Origin of the sequence: Tatumella sp. UBA2305 (genome assembly GCF_002345795.1) — a bacterium.
GTDB lineage: Bacteria > Pseudomonadota > Gammaproteobacteria > Enterobacterales > Enterobacteriaceae > Tatumella > Tatumella morbirosei.
In genome coordinates this window covers 60,630-79,265 of record NZ_DDVT01000026.1, presented here as the reverse complement: position 1 = coordinate 79,265, position 18,636 = coordinate 60,630, and the positions used below count along the sequence as shown (strand labels likewise).

Sequence of the window (18,636 nt, the reverse complement as noted above, 5' to 3'; positions counted from 1 at the left end):
AAACCTGGTTATCTTTCACAGTTATCGGTTAATTTTTAGTGAACCTGAATGAAAATCAGAATAAATCGCGCAGATCCTGAGGGACGTTCTGCAGCGCCTGTTGGCTGCTTTGCTTAAGCTGGCGGATCAGTGAGATCAGTTTACCTGCATAGCGCGGGTCGGTCGCGTATCCCGCATCCTGCAGCGCACGTGCCCCCGATTCTGCCGAATCTGCGGTCGTCACCTGGTGATACCGGGGATTACTGGTCAGTAGCCGCGCATAATCTTCCAGAGCCTCGCGGTATGAGTGATAAACACGGAAACTGGCCAGTTGTTTCACCGCCTGCCCTTGCTGATACTCTGTGGTCACCACCCGGGTGGTTTCTCCCTGCCAGTCATTACCTGCTTTAATACCGAACAGATTAAAACTGGGCAGACCGTTATTACGCAGTATTTGTCGTCGACCCCATCCTGTCTCCAGTGCCGCCTGAGCGAGGATCAAATGGTGGGGGATGCCACTGATAGCACTCACCTGACGCGCTGGCTGCAACAGCCGTTTCAGAAATTCCTCTGGTCCGCCAGACGCGGTTGAAAAATCAGGCACTGCCGCACGGATTTGTTGCTGTATCGCGGAGGCCTGTAATACCACGACTCGCCGCTCCGCGCCCAGTGGCATAGGTACAGTACCCGCCCGTTCGTCGGGTTTTTCGGCAGGCATCATCTGTCGGGCTATTATCTGTGCCATTCCCAGCCCCCGGTTGCCAGCCATCTGAGAGATTTGCTGGTCGTACAGCGAAGTAAACAACTTACTCTGTTGGCTACCAAACAACGGATCCTCAGGCAGGGCCTGACGCATACTTTTCAGCATCATCTGCATAAACAGGCTTTCCACCTGACGAGCCACCGCCATCGCCTGAGCCCGGGGATGTGCTCTTGCCTCCCGCCTGAGTTTATCCAGCGCATTACTGTCATAGGCCAGGTTGCTCACCGTGTCACTGATTTTCATTAAATGATCTCCAGCCTGGCCCGCAGACATCCGGCCGACTGCATCGCCTGCAGAATAGACATCAGGTCATTCGGGGTAGCTCCCAGGGTATTAAGCGCACGGATAACACTGTTCAGACTGGCGCTGGCCTGTACATGCTGTAATGCCCCGCCCTGTTGCCGCATATCTATCGATGTGCGCGGTGTAGTGACTGTCTGACCTCCGGCAAGCGGGGTATCGGGCTGACTGACCTGCTGCTGCCTGTCTATCGTGACCGACAGACTTCCCTGAGCCACTGCACAAGTGCCGAGCTGAACCTCCCGGTTCATGACCACCGCCCCGGTTCGTGAGTTGATAATCACCCGGGCATCTTCCACCGGCACGGTGACATCCAGATTCTGAATGCCTGCCAGCAACTCTACCTGCTGAGTTTGAGAAGGCGATGCTTTCACCTGAATCGTACTTCCATCCAGTGGTGCGGCGGCGGGGTAACCGGTATAACGATTAATGACATCCGCAATCCGCTGTGCGGTCGTGAAATCCTGCTGATTCAGTTGCAGTATCAGTTCATTACGGGTCCCAAAATCACTGGGCAGTTCCCGTTCAACGATAGCACCGCCAGTGATCCGTCCACCGTTTAACTGATTCACCCGGACACTGCTGCCACCGGACTGAGCACCGGCACCGCCCACCAGAATATTCCCCTGAGCCAGCGCATAAACCTGATTATCTACCCCTTTCATCGGGGTCAGAAGTAATGTGCCGCCCCGCAGACTTTTTGAATTACCCATTGACGAGACAACGACATCAATCTTTTGTCCCTGATGCGCAAACGCCGGAAAACTGGCAGTGACCATCACGGCAGCCACATTTTTAAGCTGTATATTGGTACCTCCCGGCACAGTAATCCCCAGCTGTGACAACATATTAGTCATGGTCTGTGTGGTAAACGGGGTTTGGGTCGTCTGGTCCCCGGTACCGTCCAGCCCTACCACCAGCCCGTAACCAATCAGCTGGTTTTCGCGGACACCCTGCACGGTGGTTAAATCACGGATACGTTCCGCCCGTGCAGATAAACAGAGCACGCTGCAGACAAGCAGCCCGGTGGTCCATCGGAATAAAGCCGTCATCAGTCTGGCCTCCTACATAGGGGAAACATTCAGGAAAAAGCGTTGCAGCCAGCCCATCTGTTGCGCTTCATTGATATAACCGTTACCGACATATTCAATGCGGGCATCAGCGACGGAGGTAGATACCACCGAATTACTGGCATTGATGGTGCGCGGATTGACTACCCCGGAGAATCGGATAAATTCGGCACCCTGATTAATCGCAATCTGTTTCTCACCCACGACATTGAGATTGCCGTTAGTCAGGACTTTATCCACGGTGACGGTAATGGTGCCGGTAAAGGTATTATTGGCAGTGGCGCCTCCTTTGCCGTCAAAATCGTGCCCCCCACTGCCATCAAAACTGGTTTTATCCCCCCCCAGCAGTCCGTTCAGGAAGCGGGGAGTCGCAGTGAGTCCGAAACTGCTGCTGCCTTTACGACTGGCATTACTGGAAGAACTTTTGCTGGCGCTGACATTTTCCTGCAATACAATAGTCAGAGTATCGCCAATATTTCGTGGTCGGCGGTCTTCAAATAACGGCTGATAGCCGTAGCTGACAGGGGCAACCCCCTGAAAAATTGAACCGTCCACCACCGGGTTACCTGGCGGTGGCGGCACTGCAGTAGTGGAACCTTTGACCAGCGGGGTCGGAGGGATCAGGGAGCATCCGCCCGTCATCAGTAACAGGGACGTGACCATTCCTTTATATAAAGCCAACTTCGCCACAGTAGCACTCGCTCTTCAGAGATAATACACCGGCCGCCTGCGGCTGCCGGTCGTCAGTGTAATCAGAGTTGTGTCAGACGCTGTAGCATCTGATCTGAGGTACTGATTGCTTTGCTGTTAATTTCATAGGCCCGCTGGGTCTGAATCATCGATACCAGCTCTTCGGCAACATTTACGTTCGAGGTTTCAACATAGCCCTGATATAACAACCCGGCACCGTTCTGCCCGGGGGTGCTTTCTGTCGGAGCGCCTGATGCCTGAGTTTCCTGATAGAGGTTCTCCCCTTTGCTGTCCAGACCGGCATCATTCACAAAAGTATTCAGAGTGAGCTGACCTACCTGGGCGGCACGGGTTTGTCCGGGCTGCGTGACACTCACAACACCGTCACGGGAAATGGTAATACTCAACGCATTGGCAGGAATAGTAATCCCGGGCTGTACCTGAAACCCTGCGTTATTTACCAATTGTCCATTCTGGTCCACCTGGAATGAACCATCACGGGTGTAAGCCGAACTGCCATCCGGCAACAGCACCTGAAAGTATCCCTGCCCATTGATGGCAATATCCTTGGCATTATCCGTTTTAGACAGGTTGCCCTGCGAATGCAGCCGTTCGGTAGTCACCGGACGTACCCCCGTACCAATCTGTAACCCCGAGGGCAACGTATCCTGTTCCGAAGACTGCGTTCCTGGCTGGCGCAGAGTCTGGTAGATCAGATCTTCAAATACCGCCCGTGAACGCTTAAAGCCATTAGTACTGACGTTAGCCAGGTTGTTGGAAATGACATCCATATTGGTCTGTTGTGCATCCAGACCGGTTTTTGCTATCCATAAAGAACGTATCATTGTCAGTCGGTTCCCTTAGCTGTTTAATGACAATAACTGGTTGGCCTTCTGCTCGTTCTGGTCAACACTGCCTATCACTTTCATCTGCATTTCAAAGCGCCGGGCCTGATTGATCATTGCCACCATGGTTTCGGCCGGATTAACATTACTGCCCTCCAGCACGCCGGGCATCACCCGCAAATTCAAATCTGCCGGTAATACGGCGCCAGACTGCCGAATCACCTGAGGCGTTGGCCGAAAAAAACCATCGTCAGAGCGTTGCAAAGTGGTGGGGCCGGCATGAACCAATTTCAGCCTTGCCACCTGTACGGTGGCATTAGGCTGATCTCCCGGGTTCAGGGCGGTAATTGAACCGTCAGCAGCGATGGTCAGTTGTGCATTCTGAGGTAGCGCAATTGGTCCGTCCTCGCCGACCACCGGATGGCCGGCAATGGTCAGCATTCCCTGCGAATCCAGTTGCATATTACCGTTACGGGTGTAGGCTTCACTGCCATCAGCCATCCGGATAGCCAGCCAACTCTCAGGTTCGGCCGCGACATCCAACGGACGTTCGGTGTAATCCAGTTTACCCGCCGACATATCGGCACCGGGCGTGGATGCTGCAACTAAGGTCCGTGTAGGTAGTGTTGGCCCGTTGACGGGAACAGCCCGCATCGCGCTGAGCTGAGCTCTGAAGCCGGGTGTCGAAATATTTGCCAGGTTCGCGGTGGTAATGGCCTGCATTTCCAGAGTCTGGCTGGCCCCGCCCATTGCGGTATAAATTGCATGATCCATTGCAAAGCCCTTCGCTTAACGCAGGTTAACCAGCGTGTTAAGGATCTGATCCTGAGTTTTGATTGTCTGCGCATTCGACTGATAATTACGTTGTGCGACAATCATATTTACCAGCTCTTTACTCATATCCACATTTGAAGCTTCAAGGGCTCCGGCGGTCAGTGAACCAAAGTTGCCGGTATCGGCAACACCAAGCGCCGGCTGACCCGAGGCACTGGTTTCTGCCCAGACATTATCCCCCTGTGACTGAAGCCCTTCCGGGTTGGCAAAAGATGACAATACAATCTGCCCCAGTAACTGAGTTTTCTGGTTGGAGTATGTGCCTGTAATGGTACCGTCATCATTGATGCGATAACCCGTCAGATCGCCTGGTGCAAATCCATCCTGTTCAGGACTGCCAAAAGTACTCGTCCCGGTGTTCTGCTGCATACTGTTCAACAGGCTCAGGGTAATAGACTGATTAGCGGCGGCGCCATTACTGCCCTGAATCACCAGCGTTTGTTGCGGCGCGCTGGTCAGTACCCCATTTTCGTCAAAAGTCATCCCGAAAGAGGCACTGGCCTGACCGGTGGTTGAATCTATCGGGTTGCAGGTCCACTGATTATCAGCAATCTTCACAAAATAGAGGTCAAGCTGATGCTGATTACCCAGTGAGTCAAATACTGTGACGGTACTTTTCGCATTGAAGCTATCCACATTGGTAGGATCAAAAGGTGTCACATCGGGAACCGAATCGGTCGAATTCAGCTTTGCCACCAACGAGGCTTTGGTGGTTGCATTGGCCTGCATCTGGGTATCCGGAATGTTCAACGGTCCCGGATTAGCCCCGGTCTGAATCACCGCCGGAATCCCACTGGCCGGATAACCGGTCACATTCAGTCCTCCGGTATTCACCAGATTACGGTTAGCATCCAGCGAAAACTGACCATTTCGTGAATAGTAAACATTACCGCTGGTATCGGTCAGGCGGAAAAAGCCGTTACCACTGAGTGCCACATCAAGGGCTCGTCCCGTCGAGGTTGTCGCCCCGTCTCCGAAGTCCTGAATCACTTTCGACACTTTGGTCCCCAGCCCTATCTGCGAGGCGGCAAACATATCGGCAAAGGCTGCGGTACTGGCTTTAAAACCAGACGTTGCTGAGTTAGCAATATTGTTACCAATGATATCCAGGTTCGCTGAAGCGGCATTAAGGCCACTGACAGCCTGTGAAAAAGACATAATAGCTCCTGAGTTCGTTAAAGAATTTGACGTATCTGATCGAGAGTCGCGTTGCCAAAAGCCCCGAGATTTAGCACACCGGGATTACCGTTCACTCCCGGAGTCACACCATAGACCTGGGCATAGCTCAGGCTGGTCACATCCACCGGGGTATCATCGGCACTGGCACTGATAGTTACCGTGTATTTCCCTTCCGGAGCCGGGCTACCGTCCTCACCGGTCCCATCCCACTGGAAGGTATGTACCCCGGCATCCATATTGCCGAGATCCAGTTTCGCGACAACATTGCCGTCGCTGTCGGTAATGGTGGCTACCGCACTACTGATGCTGACCGGAGTCTCGACACCAAACGGGGTTGTGGTCATTGCGCCGTCATCCGAAGAGCTGTCTTTGCCTGACAGCAGTGTGTTGCCCGGCACCATCACCCCATGGCCAATCAGTAAGGTATTTTCCATCGACTGGCCCGCAGAAATTTGTCCTGATACCGAATTCAGGGTGGTATTAAGCTGCTCAATGCCACTCAGCGTATTGATTTGTGCCAGCTGCGAGGTCAGAGCACTGTTATCCATTGGATTGGTGGGATCCTGATTTTTTAGCTGAGCCACCAGCAACGTCATAAACTGATTCTGCAGGTCTGCGGCGCTGTTGCCATTACTGTTGCTGGCCGTGTTTTCGCGTATTACCGGCTGGTTGCTGGCTCTGTCCACCGTCGCACTAATACTCATGTTGTCTCCTTTACTGACCCAGGGTCAGCGTTTTCATCATCAGGCTTTTGGCGGTATTCATCACTTCCACATTGGCCTGGTAACTGCGCGAGGCTGAAATGGTGTTGACAGTTTCAGCGACCACATCCACGTTTGGCATCCGTATGTACCCTTGACCATCGGCCTGAGGGTCGCCCGGGGCAAAAACCCGTTTGAACGGGACCGGATCATCCACTATCCCGGCCACATATACCCCACCAGTACCATTCGCGGCAGAAGCATTACTCCGGAAAATCACCTGTTTAGCCCGGTATGGCTGCCCATCCGGTCCGGTCCGGCTGTCAGCATTGGCCAGATTACTGGCGCTGACATTCAGTCGTTGTGACTCTGCCGTCAGCGCTGACCCGGAGATATCAAAAATAGAAAAGAGGCTCATGGCATCAGTTATCCTTGCATTACGCTTATCATCTGTTTGATTTGTGAAGATAAAATGGTCAGGTCAGCCTGATACTTCATACTGTTATCCGCAAACTGTACCCGCTCTCTGTCCATATCAACGGTATTCCCGTCCGCTGCTGGCTGGTCGGGTACGCGATACAGTAAATCAGGAGAGAGATACGTTTGACTTTGTGCGGCAATATGCCGCCCGGAAGTCAGGCTCAGTGACAGCCCCCGGGATTGGTGTTGGCCCTCACGGATGGCCCGGGTCAGTTGCTCAGAGAAATCAATGTCCCTGGCCTGATATCCGGGAGTGTCTGCATTGGCAATGTTAGACGCGAGTATCTTCTGGCGCTGATCACGCAGATTTAATGCCTGACTGGCAAAGTTCAGGCTGGCATCCAGTCTGTCGGACATAAGTTGCTCCGGTTAGCAAATAAGTCTGGTCACAATACGGGATCGGAGCATCAGGAAATCGGCAGAATAGCCAAAAAAAACAACGCTAGTTTAACGTTTGAGAATTGCAGTTAATGTCTAAAATTAACCTAAATTACAGTTAATTAGAGTTACCCTGATGAGAAATCACCTGAGTTTATTGTTATTATTTCCTGCCTTTTTCGGCCAGGCCAACGATCTTTCACAGCAGCTAAAGGTGTTTTTTGCCCGCAGGGATCCAGGCTATGCAGCCCATATGCAGGTAGTGGTTCGCACACCGTCTAAACAATGGCCAGACTGCACACAACCGGTGTTTAGCTTGCCCGGAAACAGCCAGCGTTGGGGCAGAATGACGGTCAGCGCAAGTTGCGGACAACGACGAAATTTTCTGCAGATAGAACTCCAGGTCACTGGTCAATATTATGTTTCATCACAAACCATCAGCAGAGGCAGCCTGGTCAGCCGGAATATGTTGTCAGTACAGAGTGGCAGGCTGGACAAGTTGCCGGCACGATCCTTGCTGGTTCCGGAAACACTGCTACCCGCTATCGCATTGCAGTCTGTTCCGCCCGGGAAAGTGATTATTTCCAGCTTGTTTCGCAAACCCTGGCGAGTGAAAAGTGGTGATAACGTGCAGGTTGAACTCAGTGGAGAAGGATTCAGGGCGAGCAGTTCGGGTACTGCACTAAACAATGCCGCAGCAGGTGGGGAAGTCAAAGTTCGTACCGAAAACGGGCGGATCGTTAGCGCAGTGGTCGATGCCCGGGGAAAGTTGAGCGTAAACATCAAGTAAAGCAAAACCTAAGCCTAATGTTTTGATCTCCGTTGCCGATAACCCATGTATCCCGCCTGAATATCCAGGTGGTGGACCATCTGTAGTGGAGCGAAAATGATGAGCATTGATAAAACCTTGTCAGCCGCAGTGATAAAGGCGGCAGCAAAACCGCGGGGCCCTGTTATCCTGAACCGGAATAGCTCCCCGACTCCTGACACCCGGTCTCCGGCACCAAGGATTAACCTTCAGCAGACACAACAGATGCTGCATAATGACAGCAGCCAGGATATCAGGCAGTCCCGGGTGGACGAAATACGCAAGGCTCTGGCAGAGGGTAGCTATCAGACGAACAGCCGTGCCGTTGCACAGGGAATTGCCGGCAGCCTGATAAGGATGGAAAGTGATGCCGACTAATGTCCGCGGGAAGCTGAAGATCATTATACAGAATATGCAGCAGGTCCTTTCCTCACTTCAACTGATGATACAGAGAGAACAGCAGGAACTGAGCAGTGCCCGGCCTGACAGCTACCGCTTACAAAGTCTGACCGAAGATAAACAGGCCGCATTAAATACCCTGAGTTATCTTGATACCCGTCTGACCGAGACCGGGCAGCCAGTCGGGCTGACTGCGCCATTTGCCCGTTCCGAAGAGTTGCACTCGTTGTGGCTGGACCTGTGTCATCAACTGTCAGTTTTACAGCAAGCCAATCAGCATACCGGTATGCTTTTACAGCAGCAATTTCAGTGGACACAACAGGCACTGGCTGTATTAACACCACTTAAAAACCAGCATTTCTACGGCCCGGATGGTCAGACGAAATAACGGATAAAAAAAGTGTCGTCATCCCTTCCCGGAACGGGGCGCTCCCCCTGTCCGGTGCTTTTTTTGCCTGAATTTCCGGACCACTGTATTCTCCGACAAGGTGATTAACGGCACCCGGATAAGCCCCGGGACTCCGGGCGAAGCACAGCCAGGTCTCCTGCGTAAAGTGAAGATCATATCGCCCTGAAGGGATACTGAAGGGAAATGAACGGCAGCCACAGAACTGTCACTGCCGGTCAAGCCTAATCAGGTCTGGCTACGACGGGCAAAATCTTTCACTCTGAAACCCAGCAGACCCAGACTGCCAAAATAAACCGCCCCGCCAACCGCACAAACGCCGGCCAGCCGCAGGATACGCCACACCATTTCGCCTTCGCCCCATGACGGCATGTAATGCAGGATAACGCATAATACGGCGGCCATAATCACTACTGAAATAATCAGACGAATTAGAAAACGAGCCCAACCAGGCTGCGGCTGGAAAAAGTTTTTCTTACGTAACTGCCAGAATAACAACGCTGCGTTCAGGCAGGCTGCCAGACCAATCGACAGGGATAATCCGGCATGTTTCAGTGGCCCGATAAATGCCAGGTTCATAATTTGTGTCGAAATCAGGGTCACTATGGCAATCTTGACCGGGGTTTTAATGTCCTGACGGGAGTAGAACCCGGGCGCTAACACCTTCACCACGATCAGCCCAACCAGCCCTACCGCATAAGCAACCAGCGCCCGTTGGGTCATCAGTGCATCGAACGCAGTGAATTTACCGTACTGGAACAATGCTGAAGTCAACGGCCCTGCGAGAATACCAATGGCGACCGAACTTGGGATCGCCAGTAACAGGCATAACCGCAGCCCCCAGTCCATCAGGTGAGAATATTCAGTAAAATTTCCACTGGAAAAACTACGCGACAATGAGGGTAACAGTATTGTACCCAGAGCCACACCCAACACCCCCGACGGAAACTCCATCAGGCGGTCAGCGTAGTACATCCATGAAACAGAACCAGAGACCAGAAATGAAGCAAAAATAGTGTTTATGATTAATGAAATCTGGCTGACGGATACCCCCAGGATAGCCGGCCCCATCTGACGTAATACCCGCCAGACACCGGCATCACGCAGATTAATTCGTGGTAAAACCAGCATACCTATCTTACGTAAATGCGGCAGTTGGTAGCCCAACTGCAGTACCCCACCGGCAACCACCGCCCATGCCAGAGCCATGATATGCGGATGAAACCAGGGCGCGGCCACCAGCGCAAAGAAAATCATACTTACATTCAATAAGGTCGGGGCAAAAGCCGGCACAGAGAAACGGTTCCAGGTGTTCAGAATAGCACCAATTAATGAGGCTATAGAGATAAGCAGAATATAGGGAAAGGTAACCCGCAGCAGTGCCGTGGTCAGTGCAAATTTATCTGCGGTATCTGCAAAACCTGGCGCGGTAACGTAGATAACCCAGGGTGCCGCCAGCATTCCCAGCAATGTCACCACCGCCAGTACCAGTGTCAGTAATCCGGAAACATAAGACACAAAAATACGGGTCGCTTCTTCACCCTGTTTATTCTTGTATTCAGCCAGAATCGGCACGAATGCCTGAGAAAATGCCCCTTCGGCGAAGATACGGCGCAACAGATTGGGTAATTTAAACGCCACAAAGAAGGCATCAGTTGCCATCCCTGCCCCAAAAACCCGGGCAACAATCGCATCGCGCGCAAAACCCAGCACACGCGAAAACAGCGTCATAGAACTGACCGCAGCCAGTGATTTAAGCAAATTCATAAGTGTTCAGACATCCTGCAATTTCGACATTTATGTCCCGAACGGTAGTCAGGTTCCCGTTCAGTGGTTCGCTCATCCAGCGAGCCGGCGTTAGTCTACTGAGGCTGATAAAAATCACCAGCGATGTTTGTTACAAGGCATGAGTTAGCAGTATTTATCTGCGCTGCCTTCCGCCCAGGTCAGTGCGGTGAGCACATGGTCTTCCCAGACGCCATTAATCAACAAATACTGTCGTGCATAACCTTCTTTTTCGAATCCCAGCCTGGCCAGCAGATTACCGCTGCGCTGATTACGTGGCATATAATTTGCCATGATGCGGTGAATTTTGTGCTGACGCTGCATGTAACGAATCGCTGCCTGCAATGCTTCCTGCATCAGTCCCTGTCCCTGCCATTTTTCTCCCAGCGAATAGCCGAGATAACAGGCATAGAAACAGCCACGCACCACATTACTGAAATTCGCCACGCCCATCACTTCCTGACCGGTGGGGTCCAGCAGAATAAAATAGTAAGCCGCCCCCTGCCGTTGCTGCTCAGTCATAATTGACAGCCGTGGCTGCCAGCCGGAAGGCTGAAAATAGCTCTGGTCGCGGATAGGCTCCCATGGCGTGAGGTAATCACGGTTAGCTGCATAATAATCTGCCATTCGCCACGCATCACGGTCGTTCACCAAACGCACCACCATCCGGTCAGTGGTCAGACTGACCCGCGAAGATACTGTACGATATCCAAACATAAATACTCCCTGACTGATGAGCAGATAATAGGCGGCACTGTCCTTTCTGACCGGCCGGCAGGCTATGTTAATACCAGCAGTAAATTTATCCCATTAAAAACGCACTGTTTTGCGACTATTCTGCACCGCCATTCCCCGCGACTGACAATAGCAGTAACATCCTCTGCCAGGCCTGACGGATGACACCCCCGGAGAACTCAGGCAAAATGATCATCAGACAAGCCAGGATGTTATCTGTAAGTTGAGGAATAAATGCGTAAATTTGTTTTCTGTCTGTCGGTGTTTTTTACAGTATTGCTGCTCAGTGGCTGTAACCACCTGACAGAATATTCAATCAGTGAACAGCAGGTAAACAAAGCACTGCAAAAACATGATAATTATCAGAAAGACATCGGCGTTAACGGACTGGCAAACGCCCATATTGTCCTGAGTAATCTGCAAGCAGCTATTGGACGGGAAGAGCCGAATAAAGTGATGCTGTCCGGTAGTGCAGATATCCGTTTGCAGTCACTGTTTGGTGATAAGCACGCGGTGGTGAACCTGAAAATGAAAGCTCAGCCAGTCTTTAACCCACAGCAGTCAGCTATTTATCTCCGGGACCTGGAAATTACCGATATTCAGGTCACCCCGGATAAGCTGCATGATGTGGTAAGCGCCCTGACGCCGTTGCTGAATCAGTCACTGAAGCGCTATTTCGAAGAGAACCCGGCTTACATCCTGAGTGCGGATCACAGCACCGCCGAAGCCCTGGCGAAAAAGCTGGCGAAAGGACTGGAAGTGAGACCCGGAGAACTGGTGATCTCTTTGAAACCTTAAACCGAATAAAAGTCCCCACCCCCCTGTGGCATAAAATCAGTACAAATAATCAGTGCATTCCTGTCACAGGGGCTTTATTCTTAGTCCCCGGTAAAAACCCGCAAACGTTTACTTTCCACGCCGGAGCCTGATGCATGACTGCCCATCCTGAAAAGATCACCTTACGCCGCCCCGATGACTGGCATATCCATTTACGTGATGACGAAATGCTAAACACCGTTCTGCCCTATACCAGTGAGGTATTTGGCCGGGCGATAGTCATGCCTAACCTTGTCCCTCCGGTGACCAGCGTGGCGGCGGCCAATGCTTACCGCGAACGTATTCTGGCAGCATTGCCAACAGAGCATCGTTTTAAGCCACTGATGACCTGCTATCTGACCGACTCTCTCGACCCGGACGAAATCGAAACGGGTTTCCGCGATAACGTATTTACAGCGGCCAAACTGTATCCGGCTCATGCCACCACCAACTCCAGCCACGGTGTCACCAGTATTCAGCATATCGCTGCAGTGCTGGATCGTATGCAGTCACTGGGTATGCCATTACTGATTCATGGAGAAGTGACGGACTCACATGTCGATATCTTTGACAGAGAAGCCAGATTTATCGAACAGGTACTGATTCCCCTGCGTAACCAGTTTCCTGAGTTACGGGTGGTGATGGAACATATCACCACTAAAGATGCGGCGGAGTACGTCACTGCCGGTGATCAGAACCTGGCCGCCACCATCACGCCCCAGCATCTGATGTTTAACCGTAATCATATGCTGAGTGGCGGAATCCGCCCGCATCTGTATTGCCTGCCTATCCTGAAACGGAATATCCATCAGGAAGCATTACGTACGGTGGTTGCCAGTGGTCACCCTCGTTTCTTCCTCGGTACCGATACAGCGCCACATTTACGCCATCGTAAAGAAACCAGCTGTGGTTGTGCGGGAGTGTTTAACGCACCAACAGCCCTGCCAGCCTATGCCACGGTGTTCGAAGAACTGGGCGCACTGCAGCATCTTGAAGCCTTCTGTTCTCTGAATGGCCCACAGTTTTACGGATTACCGGTTAACACCGATACCGTAACTTTGCAGCGTAATCCCTGGACGGTTCCTGAATCAGTGACTGCTGGTGATGATGTGCTGATCCCTTTCCTGGCAGGGGAAACCCTGAACTGGTCAGTGGTCGCCTGAGGTTGATACCAGACTTGACCTGATGAGTATCATACTGTATTTATATACAGCATAAGCTCATATCGCCGGACTGATTAGCCCGGCGATGTACAGACTGTCACTGACAGTCAAGTCACAATTAAGCGTTGATACGCCTGCCGGGTGTCGCCATCCGGTTTTTTTATTCCCCTCCCCTGGCCGAACTGCTACTGGACGCAGGGTGTGATGTTGCCTATTCTTTTTCCAGTATATTTTTTAAGGGAAGAATAAGTCATGAATCAGAGTAAGCCAGAAGAGGCCATGACGTTTGGCGAATTACTAACCCTAATCCATCAACAACAGCAGCGGTTGCAGGTGCTGGAAGGAAGCCTCTCACAACTGATGACTCTGCTCAGCCCCGCATTACAACAACAGATGATTCATTATCTGACTGACCAGGCTGAAGCTTTGGAAAACCCACCTGAGCTCCGGCAACAATATACGGAGCTGGCATCAAATATACAGAGCCGGACTTTGCCAGACAGCCTCTGAGTGCTGAGGCTGTCCTGTCATTTACGATTCTCTTTGCTCAACAGGCTTCGCAAATTTTTACCATTAATCTGCCATTTTACGGGATACATGTTATAATTTTATTGCCTTGCAATATTTTAAATAAGGCCGGATTTAAACCTCAATCTACACGTCGTTTAACGAGTAATCAGGGGGTTTTATGGATAGAGAGAACGATGTTATTCAGACTCATTCACTGGTCGGCTGGGATATCAGTACCGTCGACGTCTACGATGCAATGATGATTCGCCTTCATTCGCTGTCTTCCCTCCAACAGAAAGAAGAAGAAGCGGATATCGGACCGACATACTGGTTAACTACCGACGTTGCACGACAGTTTATATCGATCCTTGAAGCCGGAATCGCCAAGATAGAATCCGCAGAAAACCGGACCGGACAACTTTCCCGACATTAATCTCTCATCTGCAGGCACCCACCAGGGTGCCTTTATTGTTGTTATCATCCCCTGCTCTGTTATCCTGTTTCTGTGCATTTTCACAGGGGATAACGGGTAATGATTTACGATTTAATAGTTGCCGGCAGCGGATCTGCCGGTGCGGCAGCAGGTTATTACGCCAGCCGGGCTGGGCTGAAGGTGTTAATGATCGATGCTCACCACCCTCCTCATACCGAAGGATCACACCACGGTAAAAACCGGCTGATTCGTTATGCCTATGGCGAAGGCGAAAAATATCTGCCTTTGCTGTTGCGATGCCAGGCATTGTGGCAGGAATTCGAACAGCACGCCGGGGCGAAAATCCTCCATCCCTGTGGAGTGCTGAATGCCGGCCCACAGGGATCTCAGTTTATGAATAATATTCTGCTCAGCGCTGAACGCTGGTCCCTGAATACAGAAATCCTGACGGCTGCTGAAACAAGGCAGCGTTGGCCGGAAATTATGCTGCCAGAACATTTTCAGGCAGTGTTTGAAAAAGATGCCGGATATCTGGACGCCGAACCCGCGGTCGAAAATTGGGTGCGTCTGGCACGTGAACAGGGGGGTGCTCAGCTGTTTAACTGTCCGGTCAGTGCTGTCAGCCGGCAGGATGATCTGCAAATGGTTCAGACCGCTGACGGAGAATACTTCGCCAAAAAACTGCTGGTAAGTTGCGGTACCCGGGTACAGACCTTATTACCTGACCTGCCGGTGTCTCCAAGACGCAAAGTTTTTGCCTGGTTTCAGGCCGATGGCCGCTACAGCGAGAATAACCATTTCCCCGGATTCAGCATTGAATTGGATGACGGCAGCCAGTATTACGGCTTTCCTGCGCAGGATAATGCCCTGAAGGTAGGGCGCCATGACGGTGGACAGCCATTGTTACTGGAAAAACCTCGTCCGATATTTGGCAGCGATTCCCGGGATGGCAGTGAGTGTTTTAGCTTTCTGAGGCAGTGTCTGCCCGGAATCGGTGGTTGTCTGTATGGTGAGTCCTGCAGTTACGATATGTCTCCGGATGAAGACTTTATCATCGATACGTTGCCGGAAAATCCTGATTGCCTGGTCATTACCGGACTCAGCGGACACGGATTTAAATTTGCGCCGCTGTTCGGGGAAATCGCCAGTCATTTTGCTGCCGGTAACCCTTTGCCGGACAACCTGGCCCCCTTCTCCCTCGGCCGGTTCAATGGCTGATATTTATCCTGCCGCACGACTCTCTGAGGTGTGCGGCAGGATATGCCCACTCCCCCTCCGGTCATCAGATTATGGCTGTCAAAAAAGTCATATTGACCGAAGCCTGAGCTGAACACTGCCTTAGGGTGGAGATAACGTCATTTCCCGCCTGACTTATACCACACTGTCATAATTCCTTAATCAGGTTCTTATAGGATTCAGCCTGCTTTCACCCTGATGAATCTATTAAGGTTATCTGCAATGAAAAAACCAGAAAATGAGCAGCCAAAAGACAACGGAAGTCAGCCCGAAGCACAGGCATCAAATCCGGATAATCCAGCCCGACGCCGTTTCCTTGCCGGTGCTTCGGTCATCGGCCTTAGCTCCGGGATTTTGCCCCTGGCAGGTGCCAAAGCTGCCCCTGCTCATCAGCAAATTGCGTTGAGCAAACTCCCTGCAAAACAACAGGATCAGTTACTGCGAAAGCATATTCGCAATATAGTGGTGATTTATGCAGAGAACCGTAGTTTTAATAATTTATTTGCCAATTTTCCCGGGGTGAGTCAGCCGCTGGCTGAACTTCGACCTGAGCACTATCAGCAACGTGACCGCGATGGCTCAGAACTCAGTCATTTCCCGCCGGTCTGGAAAGGGCTGGTCCCGAATGAGCAGACCGTAAACCATACGGTTTACCATGTCACTGAAGATGCCGCCTATATGCAGCAATTGCCCAACGAACCCTTTCCGCTCAAAGGACCCGATGGTGAAGCTCTGCCACAGGGTGTGATTACCCGCGATTTATGGCATGTGTTTTATCAGAATCAGATGCAAATCAATGGCGGGAAAAATGACAAGTTCGTTGCCTGGGCCGATTCAGGTGCCCTGACCATGGGCTATTACGGTGACAGCGCCTATAACATGCGGTTATGGAATCTGGCTCTGGAGTATACCCTGTGTGATAACTTCTTCCAGGGAGCTTTTGGTGGCTCGTTTTTGAATCACCAGTATTTGGTGTGTGCCCGTCCTCCGTTTTATCCTGACGTGCACCAGTCGCCAGCCAAAGACCAGGTCGCGACGCTGATGAGTGATGACCCGACCGATCCGCGCCTCAAGCCGCAAGAAGATTCTCCGGCCAGTGCCTTACAAGGGATACCTAAATTTGGCCCCAGTCAGCTCACGCCGGATGGCTTTGCTGTTAATACTATGTTGCCTCCGTACTGGCCATCAGGCAGCCGGGACAAAAATAATCCGGCACTGGCGGATATGACGTCTCCAAAAACCCTGCCCCCTCAGACCCACCAGCATATTGGTGACCTGCTCTCAGAGAAAGGGATTGACTGGGCCTGGTATGCCGGCGGATGGCAATTTGCGGTTGAAGGTAAAAAAGACAGTACTACCTTCCCGGCTCGTCCGGATTTTCAGTTGCATCATCAGCCACTCAACTATTTTGCAGATTTAGGACCTGAACATCCGGAACAACGCAATCAACATCTGCGCGATGGAGGACTGGGTGACAGCGCCGAAACCAATAAATTCCTGGCGGATGTGGATGCCGGTAAACTGCCGCCGGTCACTTTCTATAAACCTCAGGGTAACCTGAATATGCATGCCGGCTATTCCGATGTTGAGTCCGGCGATCGCCATATCGCACATATCGTTAACCGCCTGCAGAAAAGTCCGCAGTGGGAAAATACGCTGGTGGTGATTACTTTTGATGAAAATGGTGGCTGGTGGGATCATGTGGCACCACCGAAAGGGGACCGTTGGGGGCCTGGTACACGTATTCCTGCGCTGGTGGTTTCGCCTTATGCCCTGAAAGGGCATGTGGAACATACGCAGTACGATACCGGTTCAATCCTGCGTTTGATCACCCGGGTCTTTGATTTACCGCAATTGCCGGGTCTGAAAACCCGTGATGAAGCACTGGCAAAAAACGGCTCAAAACCAATGGGTGATTTAACTGAAATTTTACGATTCCCCGGCTGATTTTTGTCACTACCAAAAAAACGCCTGACATTGTCAGGCGTTTAAATTTATTCTGGTTTCACCGGTTGCGGTAATGTCATTCGCAAAACCCCCCGGGATTTGTTGAAAATCTTATTACTCGTTTCTCGTCCGGCGCGACGTAACCGTTGCTCTTCAGGTGACAGCTGAGATTCTTCCATACACATCGGACTACAACAGCCATGATATTTTTCAGCGCATTCCGCGCACTGAATAAACAACAAATGGCAGCCATCATTCAGACAGTTAACATGCGTATCACAGGGGGCACCACACTGATGACAATGTGCCAGCACGTCGTCAGAAATTCGTTCGCCCATACGCTCGTCAAAGACAAAGTTTTTTCCTTTAAACCGCACCGGTAAACCTTGCTCACGAGCCCGGCGGGCATATTCAATAATTCCGCCTTCAATATGGTACACATTTTCAAAACCGTTGTGCCGCATCCAGGCACTGGCCTTCTCGCAACGGATTCCACCGGTACAGTACATGACAATTTTCTTGTCTTTCTGCTGTTCCAGCATCTCGACTGCCATAGGCAATTGGTCACGGAAGGTATCGGCCGGTATCTCCATGGCATTATCAAAATGGCCCACTTCATATTCATAGTGGTTACGCATATCGACAAACACTGCATCGGGATCATCCAGCATCTGGTTAACCTGGTCGGCCTTCAGGTAATCCCCGACATCGGCGGCGTTAAAAGTACTGTCCTCGATACCGTCCGCCACAATTCTATCCCGGACTTTGAGCCGCAGTACCCAGAACGATTTACCATCATCTTCCAGTGCAATATTCATTCGCAGGTTATTTAATGCCGGATCAAAATGATACAGCGTCTGCTTCATCGCTTCATAACGGCTGGCCGGCACACTAATCTGGGCATTAATCCCTTCATGTGCCACGTAAATCCGGCCAAAGACCTGCAAGGCAGTTAATAACTTGTACAGGTTGTCACGGAATGCCTGCGGATCGTTAATCTGAAAATATTTGTAGAAAGATACGGTAGTGCGCGGTTCAGTTTCCGCCAACATCCGTTCTTTAAGCTCTTTATTTGAAACAAGGTTATGTAACACTGGCATGGTGTTCTTTCCTGTTATCTATACTGTTATCGGAGGGCCGGTATAATACCTGAATTGTTATCGACACAAAATGTTCCTT

Annotated in this window: 21 protein-coding genes; 9 read left to right on the top strand and 12 right to left on the bottom strand. The window is 51.4% G+C overall.

Annotation, left to right across the window (positions count from 1 at the left end; all coding sequences use genetic code 11):
• Window positions 1-55: 55 nt before the first annotated feature.
• The 9 genes from flgJ to flgB form a co-directional block, all read right to left on the bottom strand.
• Window positions 56-985 (bottom strand): flagellar assembly peptidoglycan hydrolase FlgJ, encoded by a 930-nt coding sequence (gene flgJ, locus B3Z23_RS18185; protein ID WP_294912726.1) that lies wholly within the window; start codon window positions 983-985, stop codon window positions 56-58.
• The gene (locus B3Z23_RS18180; RefSeq protein WP_294912724.1) at window positions 985-2,094 is read right to left on the bottom strand and encodes a flagellar basal body P-ring protein FlgI; all 1,110 of its coding nucleotides are present in this window, start codon (window positions 2,092-2,094) and stop codon (window positions 985-987) included. Before B3Z23_RS18180 ends, flgJ begins: the two co-directional genes overlap by 1 nt.
• A gap of 12 nt (window positions 2,095-2,106) precedes the next feature.
• Window positions 2,107-2,775, bottom strand: coding sequence for a flagellar basal body L-ring protein FlgH (locus B3Z23_RS18175; protein ID WP_294912819.1), 669 nt, complete (start codon window positions 2,773-2,775; stop codon window positions 2,107-2,109).
• 89 nt (window positions 2,776-2,864) lie between these two features.
• The gene (flgG, locus tag B3Z23_RS18170) at window positions 2,865-3,647 is read right to left on the bottom strand and encodes a flagellar basal-body rod protein FlgG (protein WP_294912723.1); all 783 of its coding nucleotides are present in this window, start codon (window positions 3,645-3,647) and stop codon (window positions 2,865-2,867) included.
• A 15-nt stretch (window positions 3,648-3,662) separates the two neighbouring features.
• Window positions 3,663-4,421 (bottom strand): flagellar basal body rod protein FlgF, encoded by a 759-nt coding sequence (locus tag B3Z23_RS18165; RefSeq protein ID WP_294912721.1) that lies wholly within the window; start codon window positions 4,419-4,421, stop codon window positions 3,663-3,665.
• Window positions 4,422-4,436: 15 nt separating this feature from the next.
• Window positions 4,437-5,639, bottom strand: a complete 1,203-nt coding sequence (gene flgE / locus B3Z23_RS18160) for a flagellar hook protein FlgE (RefSeq protein ID WP_294912719.1) — start codon at window positions 5,637-5,639, stop codon at window positions 4,437-4,439.
• Between the two features lie 17 nt (window positions 5,640-5,656).
• Window positions 5,657-6,364 (bottom strand): flagellar hook assembly protein FlgD, encoded by a 708-nt coding sequence (locus tag B3Z23_RS18155; protein WP_294912718.1) that lies wholly within the window; start codon window positions 6,362-6,364, stop codon window positions 5,657-5,659.
• Window positions 6,365-6,374: 10 nt separating this feature from the next.
• On the bottom strand, window positions 6,375-6,779 hold the full coding sequence (gene flgC / locus B3Z23_RS18150) for a flagellar basal body rod protein FlgC (RefSeq protein ID WP_294912716.1): 405 nt from the start codon (window positions 6,777-6,779) through the stop codon (window positions 6,375-6,377).
• Window positions 6,780-6,787: 8 nt separating this feature from the next.
• Window positions 6,788-7,198 (bottom strand): flagellar basal body rod protein FlgB, encoded by a 411-nt coding sequence (gene flgB / locus B3Z23_RS18145; protein WP_294912714.1) that lies wholly within the window; start codon window positions 7,196-7,198, stop codon window positions 6,788-6,790.
• Window positions 7,199-7,376: 178 nt separating this feature from the next.
• Between flgB and flgA the strand changes: the two genes are divergently transcribed.
• From flgA to B3Z23_RS18130, 3 genes are all read left to right on the top strand, one after another.
• Entirely contained in the window at window positions 7,377-8,009 is a 633-nt protein-coding gene (flgA, locus tag B3Z23_RS18140) for a flagellar basal body P-ring formation chaperone FlgA (RefSeq protein WP_294912712.1), read from the top strand.
• A 96-nt stretch (window positions 8,010-8,105) separates the two neighbouring features.
• Complete coding sequence (gene flgM / locus B3Z23_RS18135) at window positions 8,106-8,405, top strand: flagellar biosynthesis anti-sigma factor FlgM (protein ID WP_294912710.1); 300 nt, start codon at window positions 8,106-8,108, stop codon at window positions 8,403-8,405.
• A complete protein-coding gene (locus B3Z23_RS18130; RefSeq protein WP_294912708.1) occupies window positions 8,395-8,814 on the top strand; it encodes a flagella synthesis protein FlgN in 420 nt (139 codons plus the stop codon). The genes flgM and B3Z23_RS18130 overlap by 11 nt, the downstream gene beginning before the upstream one ends.
• Window positions 8,815-9,060: 246 nt before the next feature.
• On the opposite strand, the gene murJ is transcribed toward B3Z23_RS18130, so the two are convergent.
• Both murJ and rimJ read right to left on the bottom strand, forming a co-directional pair.
• Window positions 9,061-10,599 carry a murein biosynthesis integral membrane protein MurJ gene (gene murJ, locus B3Z23_RS18125; protein ID WP_294912706.1) on the bottom strand — a complete coding sequence of 513 codons (1,539 nt, stop codon included), beginning with the start codon at window positions 10,597-10,599 and terminating at the stop codon, window positions 9,061-9,063.
• 144 nt (window positions 10,600-10,743) lie between these two features.
• Window positions 10,744-11,334: a ribosomal protein S5-alanine N-acetyltransferase gene (gene rimJ, locus B3Z23_RS18120; protein WP_038020025.1), complete on the bottom strand. Its 591-nt coding sequence runs from the start codon at window positions 11,332-11,334 to the stop codon at window positions 10,744-10,746.
• 252 nt (window positions 11,335-11,586) lie between these two features.
• On the opposite strand from rimJ, the gene B3Z23_RS18115 reads away from it, so the two are divergent.
• The 6 genes from B3Z23_RS18115 (at window position 11,587) to acpA (ending at window position 17,457) form a co-directional block, all read left to right on the top strand.
• Window positions 11,587-12,150 carry a lipoprotein gene (locus tag B3Z23_RS18115; protein ID WP_294912705.1) on the top strand — a complete coding sequence of 188 codons (564 nt, stop codon included), beginning with the start codon at window positions 11,587-11,589 and terminating at the stop codon, window positions 12,148-12,150.
• A 134-nt stretch (window positions 12,151-12,284) separates the two neighbouring features.
• Window positions 12,285-13,331 (top strand): dihydroorotase, encoded by a 1,047-nt coding sequence (pyrC, locus tag B3Z23_RS18110; protein WP_294912703.1) that lies wholly within the window; start codon window positions 12,285-12,287, stop codon window positions 13,329-13,331.
• 252 nt (window positions 13,332-13,583) lie between these two features.
• Window positions 13,584-13,841, top strand: coding sequence for a hypothetical protein (locus B3Z23_RS18105; protein ID WP_294912701.1), 258 nt, complete (start codon window positions 13,584-13,586; stop codon window positions 13,839-13,841).
• Between the two features lie 178 nt (window positions 13,842-14,019).
• A complete protein-coding gene (gene bssS, locus B3Z23_RS18100; protein ID WP_294912699.1) occupies window positions 14,020-14,274 on the top strand; it encodes a biofilm formation regulator BssS in 255 nt (84 codons plus the stop codon).
• A 99-nt stretch (window positions 14,275-14,373) separates the two neighbouring features.
• Window positions 14,374-15,492, top strand: a complete 1,119-nt coding sequence (gene solA / locus B3Z23_RS18095; RefSeq protein WP_294912697.1) for an N-methyl-L-tryptophan oxidase — start codon at window positions 14,374-14,376, stop codon at window positions 15,490-15,492.
• A gap of 240 nt (window positions 15,493-15,732) precedes the next feature.
• Window positions 15,733-17,457: an acid phosphatase gene (gene acpA, locus B3Z23_RS18090; RefSeq protein ID WP_294912694.1), complete on the top strand. Its 1,725-nt coding sequence runs from the start codon at window positions 15,733-15,735 to the stop codon at window positions 17,455-17,457.
• Between the two features lie 47 nt (window positions 17,458-17,504).
• Here acpA and B3Z23_RS18085 read toward each other — a convergent pair whose 3' ends face one another.
• A complete protein-coding gene (locus tag B3Z23_RS18085; protein WP_294912692.1) occupies window positions 17,505-18,557 on the bottom strand; it encodes a rhodanese-related sulfurtransferase in 1,053 nt (350 codons plus the stop codon).
• Window positions 18,558-18,636: the final 79 nt, after the last annotated feature.

Bases quoted from the DNA above. Each gene is read 5' to 3' on its own strand.
- flgE (WP_294912719.1), bottom strand. From the start codon at position 5,639: ATGTCTTTTTCACAGGCTGTCAGTGGCCTTAATGCCGCTTCAGCGAAC.
- solA (WP_294912697.1), top strand. From the start codon at position 14,374: ATGATTTACGATTTAATAGTTGCCGGCAGCGGATCTGCCGGTGCGGCA.
- B3Z23_RS18085 (WP_294912692.1), bottom strand. From the start codon at position 18,557: ATGCCAGTGTTACATAACCTTGTTTCAAATAAAGAGCTTAAAGAACGG.
- B3Z23_RS18155 (WP_294912718.1), bottom strand. From the start codon at position 6,364: ATGAGTATTAGTGCGACGGTGGACAGAGCCAGCAACCAGCCGGTAATA.
- flgG (WP_294912723.1), bottom strand. From the start codon at position 3,647: ATGATACGTTCTTTATGGATAGCAAAAACCGGTCTGGATGCACAACAG.
- B3Z23_RS18175 (WP_294912819.1), bottom strand. From the start codon at position 2,775: ATGGTCACGTCCCTGTTACTGATGACGGGCGGATGCTCCCTGATCCCT.
- pyrC (WP_294912703.1), top strand. From the start codon at position 12,285: ATGACTGCCCATCCTGAAAAGATCACCTTACGCCGCCCCGATGACTGG.
- rimJ (WP_038020025.1), bottom strand. From the start codon at position 11,334: ATGTTTGGATATCGTACAGTATCTTCGCGGGTCAGTCTGACCACTGAC.
- flgC (WP_294912716.1), bottom strand. From the start codon at position 6,779: ATGAGCCTCTTTTCTATTTTTGATATCTCCGGGTCAGCGCTGACGGCA.
- B3Z23_RS18105 (WP_294912701.1), top strand. From the start codon at position 13,584: ATGAATCAGAGTAAGCCAGAAGAGGCCATGACGTTTGGCGAATTACTA.
- bssS (WP_294912699.1), top strand. From the start codon at position 14,020: ATGGATAGAGAGAACGATGTTATTCAGACTCATTCACTGGTCGGCTGG.
- B3Z23_RS18115 (WP_294912705.1), top strand. From the start codon at position 11,587: ATGCGTAAATTTGTTTTCTGTCTGTCGGTGTTTTTTACAGTATTGCTG.
- acpA (WP_294912694.1), top strand. From the start codon at position 15,733: ATGAAAAAACCAGAAAATGAGCAGCCAAAAGACAACGGAAGTCAGCCC.
- flgJ (WP_294912726.1), bottom strand. From the start codon at position 985: ATGAAAATCAGTGACACGGTGAGCAACCTGGCCTATGACAGTAATGCG.
- murJ (WP_294912706.1), bottom strand. From the start codon at position 10,599: ATGAATTTGCTTAAATCACTGGCTGCGGTCAGTTCTATGACGCTGTTT.
- flgB (WP_294912714.1), bottom strand. From the start codon at position 7,198: ATGTCCGACAGACTGGATGCCAGCCTGAACTTTGCCAGTCAGGCATTA.
- B3Z23_RS18165 (WP_294912721.1), bottom strand. From the start codon at position 4,421: ATGGATCATGCAATTTATACCGCAATGGGCGGGGCCAGCCAGACTCTG.
- B3Z23_RS18180 (WP_294912724.1), bottom strand. From the start codon at position 2,094: ATGACGGCTTTATTCCGATGGACCACCGGGCTGCTTGTCTGCAGCGTG.
- flgM (WP_294912710.1), top strand. From the start codon at position 8,106: ATGATGAGCATTGATAAAACCTTGTCAGCCGCAGTGATAAAGGCGGCA.
- B3Z23_RS18130 (WP_294912708.1), top strand. From the start codon at position 8,395: ATGCCGACTAATGTCCGCGGGAAGCTGAAGATCATTATACAGAATATG.